General features: G+C 62.8%; 11 protein-coding genes and 1 tRNA gene. 5 read left to right on the plus strand and 7 right to left on the minus strand.

Annotated elements, in window-relative coordinates:
- The first annotated feature begins 28 nt into the window (after nucleotides 1–28).
- Nucleotides 29–2,713 (plus strand): DUF5686 and carboxypeptidase regulatory-like domain-containing protein, encoded by a 2,685-nt coding sequence (locus KLP40_RS13060; RefSeq protein WP_215594228.1) that lies wholly within the window; start codon nucleotides 29–31, stop codon nucleotides 2,711–2,713.
- Between the two features lie 79 nt (nucleotides 2,714–2,792).
- Here the strand turns inward: KLP40_RS13060 and KLP40_RS13065 are convergent, their stop codons facing one another.
- Entirely contained in the window at nucleotides 2,793–3,086 is a 294-nt protein-coding gene (locus KLP40_RS13065) for a DUF4834 family protein (RefSeq protein ID WP_215594229.1), read from the minus strand.
- A 24-nt stretch (nucleotides 3,087–3,110) separates the two neighbouring features.
- The gene (locus KLP40_RS13070) at nucleotides 3,111–3,863 is read right to left on the minus strand and encodes an FkbM family methyltransferase (protein ID WP_215594230.1); all 753 of its coding nucleotides are present in this window, start codon (nucleotides 3,861–3,863) and stop codon (nucleotides 3,111–3,113) included.
- Between the two features lie 135 nt (nucleotides 3,864–3,998).
- Between KLP40_RS13070 and KLP40_RS13075 the strand changes: the two genes are divergently transcribed.
- A tRNA-Thr gene (locus KLP40_RS13075) sits at nucleotides 3,999–4,074 on the plus strand.
- A 66-nt stretch (nucleotides 4,075–4,140) separates the two neighbouring features.
- Here the strand turns inward: KLP40_RS13075 and KLP40_RS13080 are convergent.
- The 3 genes from KLP40_RS13080 to KLP40_RS13090 all read right to left on the minus strand — a co-directional run bounded on the left by KLP40_RS13080 (nucleotide 4,141) and on the right by KLP40_RS13090 (nucleotide 7,627).
- Complete coding sequence (locus tag KLP40_RS13080; RefSeq protein ID WP_215594231.1) at nucleotides 4,141–4,518, minus strand: cupredoxin domain-containing protein; 378 nt, start codon at nucleotides 4,516–4,518, stop codon at nucleotides 4,141–4,143.
- 55 nt (nucleotides 4,519–4,573) lie between these two features.
- Nucleotides 4,574–6,895, minus strand: a complete 2,322-nt coding sequence (locus KLP40_RS13085; protein WP_317196773.1) for a heavy metal translocating P-type ATPase — start codon at nucleotides 6,893–6,895, stop codon at nucleotides 4,574–4,576.
- 234 nt (nucleotides 6,896–7,129) lie between these two features.
- Complete coding sequence (locus KLP40_RS13090; RefSeq protein WP_215594233.1) at nucleotides 7,130–7,627, minus strand: hypothetical protein; 498 nt, start codon at nucleotides 7,625–7,627, stop codon at nucleotides 7,130–7,132.
- A 219-nt stretch (nucleotides 7,628–7,846) separates the two neighbouring features.
- Here KLP40_RS13090 and KLP40_RS13095 point away from each other — a divergent pair, with 219 nt between their 5' ends.
- A complete protein-coding gene (locus tag KLP40_RS13095; RefSeq protein ID WP_215594234.1) occupies nucleotides 7,847–8,605 on the plus strand; it encodes an SDR family NAD(P)-dependent oxidoreductase in 759 nt (252 codons plus the stop codon).
- 236 nt (nucleotides 8,606–8,841) lie between these two features.
- Here KLP40_RS13095 and KLP40_RS13100 read toward each other — a convergent pair whose 3' ends face one another.
- The gene (locus tag KLP40_RS13100; protein WP_215594235.1) at nucleotides 8,842–9,207 is read right to left on the minus strand and encodes a hypothetical protein; all 366 of its coding nucleotides are present in this window, start codon (nucleotides 9,205–9,207) and stop codon (nucleotides 8,842–8,844) included.
- A gap of 314 nt (nucleotides 9,208–9,521) precedes the next feature.
- On the opposite strand from KLP40_RS13100, the gene KLP40_RS13105 reads away from it, so the two are divergent.
- Nucleotides 9,522–10,121: a C40 family peptidase gene (locus tag KLP40_RS13105; protein ID WP_215594236.1), complete on the plus strand. Its 600-nt coding sequence runs from the start codon at nucleotides 9,522–9,524 to the stop codon at nucleotides 10,119–10,121.
- 162 nt (nucleotides 10,122–10,283) lie between these two features.
- Nucleotides 10,284–10,964: a YkvA family protein gene (locus KLP40_RS13110; protein WP_215594237.1), complete on the plus strand. Its 681-nt coding sequence runs from the start codon at nucleotides 10,284–10,286 to the stop codon at nucleotides 10,962–10,964.
- 179 nt (nucleotides 10,965–11,143) lie between these two features.
- On the opposite strand, the gene KLP40_RS13115 is transcribed toward KLP40_RS13110, so the two are convergent.
- Complete coding sequence (locus tag KLP40_RS13115; RefSeq protein ID WP_215594238.1) at nucleotides 11,144–11,416, minus strand: acyl carrier protein; 273 nt, start codon at nucleotides 11,414–11,416, stop codon at nucleotides 11,144–11,146.
- Between the last annotated feature and the right edge of the window lie 22 nt (nucleotides 11,417–11,438).

The raw sequence follows: 11,438 nt of genomic DNA on the forward strand, positions 1-11,438 counted from the left end.
TACTTTCACTGCCTGTTATTCCTGTTCTATGCTGTTACGTTTTCTGCGCGCCGGGTTCTTTGTAGTGCTGCTGCTGGCCGGCCTGACGCCCGCGGGCCGGGCCGGGGTGGTGAAGGGCCGCATCACCGACCCCAAGAACGAGGGCCTGGCCTTCGCCAACATTGCCGTCCGCGGCACCACCACCAGCACGGCCTCCAACGAGCAGGGCAACTACCAGCTCCCGCTGCCGGCCGGCACCTACCAGCTGGTGTACCAGTACGTGGGCTTCAAACCCAGCCAGCACACCGTGCGGGTGGCCGGTGGCGACACGGCCACCGTGCTCGATGTGACCCTGACGCCCGAAAGCTACCAGCTGCGCGAAGTGGTGGTGCGCAGCTCCGACAAGGATCCGGCCTACGCCATCATGCAGCAGGCCATTAACTGGCGGCGCTACCACCGGGCCGAGGTGGCGGCCTTCTCGGCCCGCATGTACATTAAGGCGGTATTTCGCCTCACCGACGTGCCGGGCAAGGTGATGGGCCTGTTCAAGGTGGGGCCCGACGTGAAGCCGGGCATCGTGTACCTGTCCGAGTCGGTGTCGGACCTCACGTTCCGGCAGCCGGGGCAGCTGCAGGAGCGCATGATTTCGTCCAGGGTGAGCGGCAGCAGCAAGGGCTTCAGCTTCAACCGGGCCTCCAAGAGCTTCAACTTCTACGATAACCTGCTGCAATCGGGCTTCGCCGAGCGGGGCTTCGTGTCGCCGGTGGCCCAGAATGCCATGCTGTTTTACCGCTACGAGCTGGTGGGCGCCACCGTGCAGAACGGCATCACCATCAACAAAATCCGCGTTACGCCCCGCCACCGCATCGACCCGGCCTTTTCGGGTTTCGTTTACATTGCCGAAGACGGCACCTGGCGCCTGCACAGCCTCGATCTGAGCCTGAACGCCGACGCCGGCATTGAGTACGTGGACAAGCTGCGGGTGGAAATCCTGTACGCCCCCGCCCCCGGCCACCCCCAGGCCTGGGTTATTCAGTCGCAGAAAGTGTACATGAACGGCGAAGGGCTGGGTTTCAAGGGCAACGGCAGCATCAACGCCGTGCTCTCAAACTACCGCGTGAAGCCCACGTACGCCGCCCCGCCTGTAGCGGCGGCCGCCCCTGCTCCCGCTTCCACCGCCGCCAACGAGCCGGTGTACCGCGAAACCGTGGCCCAGGTGCGGCAACAGCAGGCGCAGGTGCGGGCCGCTACCCGCGGCATCCGGCGCGAGGCCCGGAACTTGGGTCAGGCGCCGCCATCCGCCGCCGCTACCCCCGACACCCAGGTCGTGGCGCTGCTGCCCAAGGGCGAAATCATGCGCATCGAGCAGGGCGCCAACGAGCGGGATGCCACCTACTGGAACCAGGTGCGCCCCATTCCGCTCAGCGACGAGGAAACCAAGGACTACCGCGTGAAGGACAGCGTGGAGGTCATCCACCGCTCGAAGCCCTACCAGGATTCGATGGACCACCTGCGCAACCGCTTCAGCCCCGCTGAGCTGCTGCTGACGGGCTATACCTACCGCAACTCCTTCCGCAACCGCTACATCTCCCTGGCCCCGCTCCCGACGGCCCTGCTCTACAACACGGTGGAGGGCACCGTACTCAACGCCTCGGCCACGCTGGTGCAGCGCTACGAGGACCGCCGCAACTACCTGCTGACTCCGATTCTGCGTTACGGCTTCGGCAACCAGCGCCTCAGCCCCAGCCTGCGCGGCTACTACACCTACCGGCCCGAGTCGTTCAGCCGGGTGGGCTTTGCCGTGGGCCGCACCATTCTCGACTTCGACCCGGCCGCCAACTTCCAGCAGACCCTGATCAACACCCCCGACATCAACACCACTTACACCCTGCTGGCCAACCGCAACTACGCCAAATACTACCAGCAGGACGGCCTGGAGCTCAACTACCGCACCGAGCTGACCAACGGCCTGATGCTGACCGTGAGCGGGGCCTACGCCGACCGGCGGGAGCTGCAGAATACCACCATCCGGCTGCTGCGCGACGTGCCGGGCCGGGCCTTCACCCCCAACCAGCCCGTGGCGGCCGAGCGGCCCGCCGGCACCGGCTTCGGCCGCAGCCAGGCCGCCACGCTGGCCGCCGAGCTCGTCTGGCAGCCCGGCCAGCAGTACATCACCCGTCCCGACGGCAAGTTCAACCTGCGCAACTCGCGCTACCCGCGCTTCACGCTGGGCGCCCGCCAGGCCTTCCGCGGCGTGCTGGGCGCCGATGTGCGCTACACCCGCCTGGAGCTGGGCCTGTACAAAAAGCTGGAGCTGGGCCTGTTCGGCGAAACCCAGCTCGATGCCACCGCCGGCACCTACGTGGGCCGCCCCGACCTGACCTTCGTGGACTTCCGTCACTTCAGCGGCAACCGCACCCTGCTGGCCGTGAACTTCGACCGGCAGTTTCAGCTCCTCGACTACTACCGCTACAGCACCGCTCGCCACTACCTGGAAGGCCACTTCAGTCACCATTTCAACGGCTTCTTTTTCAACAAGGTGCCGGTGCTGCGGAAACTGCGCTGGCAGGAAGTGGCTACCCTCAATTACCTGCGCACGCCGGCCGCCGGCCACTACCTGGAGCTGGGAGCCGGCGCGGAGCACATCCTCAAGTTTCTGCGGGTCGATTATTTCACGGCCCTGCAGTCGGGCCAGCGCCTGAACTCGGGCGTGCGGGTGGGCGTGCAGTTTTAGCACCTCCCCCGGCCCCTACCGCCACGCAAAAGCCCCGGACCAGTTGTTGGTCCGGGGCTTTTTCTGCCAGGTGCGTTGGTTATTTTACTTCCTCAAAATCCACGTATTCGCCACCCTTGAATTCCTCGGGCTTGGGTTTGGATTTGGGCTGCGGAGGCACGAAATCAACCTGCACTTCGCCGGGGGCCGCTGGGGTGGAACGGGGCCGGGGCGGTTGCGCAAATGGATCCTGGCCAAATTGCTGACCGAACTGCTGGCCGAATTTCTTGGCTTGTTTTTTAAGCAGGGTGCCCACCACAAACCGGAGCAGCACGGGCAGCACGTACCGGGTAAAGAGCCAGAAAATGAGCAGTATGAGCAGGAATTTGGCCATGAGCAACGGGAAGCGAAGCGGGTTCTAGCGAACGGGTTGAAAGTAAAAATCGGCCGTGACGGCGCTGGCCAGCTGGGCCTCGGAGCACGGCTCGAGTTCTGAACGCGCCGAGAGCACAAATGGTTTGTAGCCCAGCTCGGCCAGCAAAGCGGCCACGGCCCGGCGGTTTTCCAGGCCGTTGAGTTCCGTCTGAATCAGAGGGCGGAAGCGGCGCAGGGTGGCTTGCAGGTGGCGGAACACCTCGTACTCAAAGCCCTCCACGTCGCACTTCACAAAATCGAGGCGGGTCAGATCGGCCAGCAGCTCGTCGGGTACGCGCATGGGCACCTCGTAGGTGCGGGCGTAGGTCTCCTGGGTGTTGCTGGCCGCTACTTTGGTCATGCCGTGGTGGAGCAGGCCGTTGCGCTCGGGCGTACCCATCCGCACGGTGGTGTTCTCTCCGCCCAGGGCGTAGGGCAGCAGCGTGAGGTTGTTGTGGCCGCTGAGCCGCACGTTATCCCGCCAGATGGCCTGGAAATCCGGAATCGGCTCCACGGCCAGCACCCGGCCCGTGGGCCCCACCAGCCGCGAGAGGGCCACCGAGTAGTAGCCCAGGTTGGCCCCAATATCGAGACAAACAAAGCCCGGCCGCACAATTTTCTCCAGGAAAAAGAGCTCCGGATACTTCGTTTTGCCCCAGCCCGCGCCCACCAGCCGCAGGTACACGCGGCTCACGAAACGGATGTAACGCTCGAAACCGAGCGTGCGGACCAGTAATTTGCGCAGGGCTTTCACCATAGTCCCGCAAAGATGCCCCAAACCGCCGGAACCTCATAGACCGGGCTGCCCGAAAAAAAACCGGCTACCACTTGCGCGTTGTTGAACCAGGTTTCTATCTTTGCAGCCCCTGACGGGGATGCCGTCCCGGGAAATGCCTGTTTAGCTCAGTTGGTAGAGCAGCTCATTCGTAATGAGCAGGTCGTTGGTTCGAGTCCAATAACAGGCTCCATAGGTAACAAAGAGGCCCTTTTCCCTGCGGAGAAGGGCCTCTTTCGTTTTTGCCGGGTCGCCCTTTCTACCTCACCACCACCTGTCCGCGCAATATGCCCATGCCGCAGGTGAAAATAAACGTACCCGCCTGCTGGGGCAGAAACTCAATGCTCGTGGTCTGGAACGGAGCCAGTTCCCGGCGAATATTGAAGTCGGGCAGCAGCAGCTCTTCCGAGCAGCTATTGTCTTCGTCGCGGTAGAAGTTGAGCTGCACGGGCTGCCCCTGGCGCACCTCCACCACGTTGGGCGAGTAGCCGCCCTTTACCGTAATGGCCACCTCCTGAATTCCGCTGCCGGACGATACGGCGGCGGCCACTTGGTGCGGGGCCAGAAAGAAAAACCAGCCGACGAAGCCCATCAGGCCGAGGCCGAGCATGGTGACGATGAGTTGGGCAGAATCCATGAGGGAAGCGAAAAGAAAGCAGTGGGAATAAGAGCGGCGGGAAATCCCCGGGCCGTTATTCGGGGCGGAAGGCGCGCAGGCGTAGGGAATTGGTCAGCACCGAAACCGAGCTCAGGGCCATGGCGCCGGCTGCAATCATGGGCGAAAGCAGCCAGCCCGTGAACGGATACAGCACGCCGGCCGCCAGCGGGATGCCCAGCACGTTGTAAAGGAAGGCGAAAAACAGGTTCTGGCGGATGGTGCGAATCGTCTGGCGCGAGAGGTCGATGGCCGTGACCACACCCCGCAAATCAGAGCGCATGAGCGTGATGCCGGCCGCCTCCATGGCCACGTCAGTACCCGAGCCGATGGCCAGCCCGACATCGGCCTGGGCCAGGGCGGGCGCGTCGTTGATGCCGTCGCCGACCATGGCCACCGTGCGGCCCTCAGCCTGAAGCTCCTTCACTTTGCCGGCCTTGCCCTCGGGCAGCACGTCGGCGAAGAAGCGGGTGATGCCCACCTGGGCGGCCACGGCGGCGGCCGTCTGCTGGTTGTCGCCGGTCATAATGACCACCTCGATGCCCTCGGCCTGCAGGTGGCGGATGGCTTCGCGGGAGGTTTCGCGCACGGTGTCGGCCACGCCCAGCAGGGCCACGGCCTGCCCGTCGATGGCGGCGTAAAGCACGGTGCGGGCCTGGCGGAGCAGTTCTTCGGCAGCCTGTTCCAACTCGGGCGGCAGGGCTACGCGCTGCTCCGTCAGCAGCCGGCGGTTACCAATCAGAACTTCGGACCCGGCCACGGTGGCGGCGGCCCCGCGCCCTTCGTGGGCCTGAAAGCCAGTGGCTTCCAGTCGATCAGCCCGCTGTTCGTCGGCGTAGCGCACCACGGCCTCGGCCAGCGGGTGCTCGCTCTGCCGCTCCAGGGCCGCCAGCCGGGCCAGGGTATCGGCGGGGGCCGTGGCGGCGGGCACGTAGTCCATCACGCCGGGCTCGCCCCGGGTGATGGTGCCGGTTTTATCGAGCAGGACGGTATTCACCCGGTACGCCTTCTCCAGGGCTTCGGCGTTGCGAATCAGCACCCCGTACTCGGCCCCTTTGCCGGTGCCTACCATGATGGCCGTGGGCGTGGCCAGCCCCAGCGCGCAGGGACAGGCAATGATGAGCACGGCCACAAAATTGACCAACGCCAGCGGCAGGCGCTGGGCGGGCGCGGCCACATCGAACCATACCACAAACGTAGCAATGGCCACCAACATCACCACCGGCACGAACACGGCGCTGACCTGATCGGCCAGGCGCTGGATGGGCGCGCGGCTGCCCTGGGCCTCTTCTACCAGCTTCACAATCCGGGCCAGCATGGTGTCGGTGCCCACCTTGCTCACCCGGAAGCGGAAGGAGCCGGTTTTGTTGAGCGTGGCCCCGAACACCGGGTCGCCGGCCGTTTTCTCGACCGGCAGGCTCTCCCCCGTAAGCATGGATTCATCGAGAGCGGAATGCCCGGCCAGGATGATGCCGTCGGTGGCTACTTTCTCGCCGGGGCGCACCAGCACTTCATCCCCGGGCCGCACCTGTTCCAGGGGCACATCCACTTCCTGACCGTTGCGGATGAGGCGGGCCGTTTTGGCCTGGAGGCCGATCAGGGCCTTAATGGCGGCCGAAGTCTGGGCCTTGGCCCGGCTTTCGAGCACCTTGCCCAGCAGAATCAGGGCAATGATGGTGGCCGTGGTATCGTAGTACACCTCCGGCACGAGGCCACGCTGGCGGAAGAAATCCGGCACCACGGTGGTGGCCAGACTGTAGAGAAACGCCGCCCCGGTGCCTACTGCAATGAGCGTATCCATGCTGGCAGTGCGGTGACGGAGGCCATTCCAGGCCGACACGTAGAATTCCCGCCCGCTGTAGAGCAGCACCGGCACCGTAAGCAGCAGCAGCACATAGTTGAGCACCGGCATCGAAATGCGGCTCATCAGAGCGGGCCAGAGCATGAGCATGCTCAGCGGCATAATCACGAGAGCCAGTCCCACCGCCACCTGAAACCGGCGCTTCAACTGCTGATAGGCGGCAGCCTTGCGCGCGGCCAGCTCGTCATCGGAAGCCAGCAGGCCGGGCGTCACGGGAGCCACTGCGTCGTGCACGGCGTACCCGGCCTGCTCCACGGCGGCTTTCAGGCCGGCGGAGTCAATGCGGGCGGGGTCGAATTCCACCGTGGCTTTTTCGCTGGCCAGGTTCACGGTGGCCTGAGTGACGCCGGGCGTGCGCGTGAGGGCCCGCTGCACAAAGTTGGAGCAGGAAGCGCAGGTCATACCCTCAATCTGGAGTACTTCGGTGCGGGTAATCCCGCCGGACGAGGCGGGCGGCCCGGCGGCGGGCGCGGGGTGCGAATGGGAAGAAGCAGACACGGCAGAGTAGGTAGCTTTCATAAAGCGGCAGGTCCGAAACAGACCAGCCGGTAGAATATTAAACCACAAAGCGCCCTGAAAAGACGTACGGAATTAGCCGGAAATCCTGCAAAATTCCGCGCCGGATGAGCGGGTGGCAGCTTCCCTTCCTCGTATTCGGCGGAGAGCTATAAAAGCGAAAGGGCCGCCGCTGAGTAGCGGCGGCCCTTTCAGGGTACTGGGTGAGGCTAAGCCTTAGAGGGCAGCATCGTCGTCAGCGGCGTGGTTGCGGGCCGTGGCGCCACGGTACACCGAGTCAGGGGAACCCTGCCAGGCCGTGTTGGCGTCGCTGCCGTAGTAGGTTTTGCCTTTGCTGTTTTTAGCGCGCAGGGCCAGCCAGCTCAAACCGCTTACCAGCAGGGCACCGCCCACTACTTTCTGGGTTGGCGTGAGCCGGTTTACCTGATCTACGGCTTTTGTGCCGAGGTCTTTGGCTTTATTGCCCAGATCCTTGGCTTTTACGCCGAGGTCCTTGGCCTGCTGGGAGAGTTGGGCTACGTCTACGTTCTGCAGCCACTGCTGCTGGTCGAGCCAGGACTTCTGCTCGCCGTTCTGGCGGCTCTCCGCTTTTGCGGACGTAGTCGATTCGTTCTGCTCTGCGTTATCCGAGCTGCCGTTTACTTCGCTGGCGGGAGTAAACGAAATATGCTTGTGGGCCGGAGCGCCGGGCTGGGTTGACTTATGATTGCTCATGGGAGGAGAAAGTAATTGTTCAGAAAATAAATGGAGAGAGCCAACGGGTTGGTTCTGCTCCCTATTCGTGAAAAGCCCCTTCAAGGTTGCCGACAGCCAAACCAAATTGCACCCTTTCGTCTGAAGAGGCCACTGTTCAGGGCCCGGATGTCAGGCCGGGCGCAAACATCCGGGCGGCCTTCGCGTTGGGGTACTACTGTTTTGCTTAACCATCTCTTTATGCCCTTCACCCCCGTCCCCGATACCGTCCGTCGCTTTCAGGATAAGATTTGTTTTGTTACCGGCGCTACGTCCGGCATTGGCCGGGCCGTGGCCGTGCGCCTGGGCCGGGAGGGCGGCCGCGTGGCCGTTATCGGCCGCGACGCGGAAGAGGGCAAAAAAACGGTTCACCTCATCGAGCAGGCCGGCAGTCAGGCCCTCTTCATCAGCTGCGATGTAGCCAAGGACAGCCAGCTGGTGAAAGCCGTGGAGCGCACCGTGAAAGAGTGGGGCCGGGTGGACGTGCTCATCAACAACGCCGCCATGATGACCTTTGACTCCATTCAGCAGCTCGACCCCAAGGACTGGGACCAGCTCATGCACGTAAACCTGCGGCCCCTGTTCCGGCTCACCCAGCTCTGCCTGCCCCACATGAAGCAGGGCGCCATTGTGGCCGTTAGCTCGGTGCACGCCGCCCAGACCACGCCCAACGTGGTGCCCTACGCCACCAGCAAAGGGGCCACCGAAGCCTTCGTGCGGGGCCTGAGCCAGGAGATTCCGCATACCCATGCCCGCGTGAATGCCGTAGCCCCCGGCGCCGTGGATACGCCCATGCTCTGGAGCAACCCCAACGTGAAAAGCGGTAAGGAAAAAATAACCGGCCAGGTAGGCACCCCCGAGGAACTGGCGGCTGCCATCTGCTTCGTAGCCTCCCCCGAAGCCAGCTTCGTCAACGGCACCACCCTGGTGGTGGACGGTGGCCGCCTGGCCGCTTTATAGCGGTTGGATGGCTGAACTGTCATGGCGAGGCATGTGGCGTATCAAGCCAGTGTCTGAAGAAATCCGTCCTGCCCGCAGCTCTAAACCTTGGAGTACACACATAGCCCCTGACGTGCGCACGTCAGGGGCTTTTAAGTAGGTCCTGGTTGGGAAGAGGTTGAAGAACGGATTGCTTCGCTTCACTCGCCACGACAGTTCAGCCAGTTAACCAGCCCGCCATTCAGCCATCCATCAGTTCAGCCATTGGCCTTCGGCGTGGGGTGGCGCTGGGCAGGCGCAGGCAGCGGCCGGCCGGCGGCGTAAAGGTGGGCGTCGCGCTCGGCGGCGGCGCGGGCTTCTACTTCGAAGGGAATATGGTAGTAGCCGTGGCGGACCCAGTCGCGGAGGTAGCGGACCAAGAAGCCCAGGCGGCCATGCTGCGCAAACTGGCGGATGTGCTCCATTTCGTGGGCCACCCAGAATGGGTCGCGCAGAAACTCCTCCCGCGTGACGCCGCTCAGATGAATGCTGCGGCCCAGCACCATGGCCACGGTACGGGCTCCCAGCTTGAGGCGGGCGAGGCGGGCAAAGGGGGAGTTTTCGACGATGCGGGGAAGGTCCATGACGGCAGGAAGGAAGGGCGGAGTATACGGAACATAATTCGGGGGAGTTGGGGTAGGTTGCATGACTTTTCAATAAAATACTTGAATCATAAGAAGAATCTTGACCAAAAGGCCCAAGAAGCCTTGGTCGGTCCCGGGGATTAGGATTAGCTTTACCCAACGACTATGGTGCTGCCCGGCAGATAGTATGGTCGTTGAATACCTTTCTTCACTCTTTTTGTCATCCGGACCGACCGGTTGCCTATCGAAAAAAAGTAGCCCGCTTGCGTTGCCCGGTAGCCCCGGCCGGCGTTCTTACCACCTCCCGACGGACAATGAAAAACAGTATCCTGTATTGCCTCGCCGCGGCCTCGATGGTCCTCTCCTTTTTCTTTGAACAAGCTCCCGCCGCTTCCGGCACTACGCTGGTCGCTTCCACCCAACACGCCTCCTTTCTCGGCGGCCTGCTCGACTCCGACGAAGAGCCCCGGGTGCTGACTTCCTCCGATTCGCTGGCTTACGATAAAGCGGCCCAGCGCCTGGGCATTGCCACCAGCTACTCCGAGAACGAAACGCTGCTCGAAACCGTGGTTTCCTGGTTGGGCACCCCCTACCGCTACGGCAGCAACAGTAAAAGCGGCACCGACTGCTCCGGGTTCGTAACCCGCGTTTTCAAAGAAGTATACGGCCTGACGCTGCAGCGCAGCTCCCGCTCCATGTTTACCAGCGTGAAGCACATTGCCAAGGACGAAATGCAGACCGGCGACCTGGTATTCTTCCGCCGGGGTCCGGGCCAGCCCATCTACCACGTAGGTATCTACCTCAAGGACAACAAATTTGCCCACGCAGCCTGCAATGGCGGCGTCATGGTAAGCTCCCTTACCCAGGCTTACTACAGCCGCAACTTTTACGCCGCCGGGCGGGTAGAACGCTAACATTCGGCTCCCCTTCCCGTTTTTCCGACGCCTCGTTTTTTCAAACGGGGCGTTTTTGTTGGCAGCGGGTCCGGGCAACCCATTCCCGCCCGACGCAGTATAGGAGCACATGGGTGCCCACCGGTGCCTTTCCTCCTCTATTCCCGCTCAGATTTTCCGATTATGGATAAGCAGAACCCTAAAGGCCAGGACGTAGCCTCGTCGCTCCTATTCAAAAAATTCGTTGGCAAAGCCGAAGAGTACGTGAAGAAGCCGACGCGGATGAAGCAGCTGCTCAACGACGCGTACCAGAAGGCCAGCGAGAAAAACGATGTCGGCTCCATTGCCCACGAGGCCTGGGAGACTCTTCAGACCCTCTTCCGCCTGATCCGGACTTCTGTGGCCGGAGAATACCACGGCGTGCCCACGTCTACCGTGGTAGCAGCCGTGGCAGTGACCATCTACTTCCTGAGCCCCATCGACCTGATTCCGGACTTCATTCCGGTGCTGGGCCTGCTCGATGATGTGGCCCTGGTAGCCTGGTTCAGCACCACCATCAAGGAAGAGATGGATAAGTTTCTGGAGTGGGAGAAAACCCGCCCTACCGTAATCGAAGAAAATACGGCAGAAAAAGCCCCGTCGGCCGCTGTTGCCACCGTTTCTGCTTCGGCCATGAGTTCGTCGGCCCAGCCGAACGCGACCCAAGCCGCCCCCAGTACCACCCCAACCCCTGGTACCGGCTCCTCTGCCGCTCCTACCATCAGCCACGATATCGCCTCGACTACCACCGACAGCTCCCGGGAGCCCAACCTGTCTGGCGAAGCCCGCCCCAGCGGCGGCGACGCCGGCGGCAACCTGCGGTAGTAAATCCCGCAGCTTCAACAACTCAAAGCCCCGCCCCGACAGCTCCGGTAATTCGGATTTGTCGGGGCGGGGCTTTGAGTTATTGGCAATTCTCAGCAGCCGGCCAGTTCACTCAACCCTGGCAACCGGCAACCGGCAACCGGCAACTGACAACTGACAACTGGCAACTGACAACTGAGCTACGCGGCTGCCTGTTGAGCGGGCGTGTGGGTAGCCACATAATTCACGAAGTCGCCGACCGTGGCCAGGGGCACTTCGTCGGGAATGATGATGTGGAAGTTGCGCTCCAGCTCCAGGATAATATCGACGACATCTACGGTGTCGAAGCCCAGCTCCCGGCTTAGGTCGCTGCCGATACGCAGGCGGCGGGCCTTGATGGCCTTCCGCTTGCTGATGATGCGCAGCACCTGCTGCCGAATGGATTTGGAGGCGGAAGTCGTTGTGGTAATCATACAAAAAAACGACGGGGGTACG

The sequence above is a fragment of the Hymenobacter piscis genome, from assembly GCF_018760735.1.
Classification (GTDB): Bacteria; Bacteroidota; Bacteroidia; order Cytophagales; family Hymenobacteraceae; genus Hymenobacter; species Hymenobacter piscis.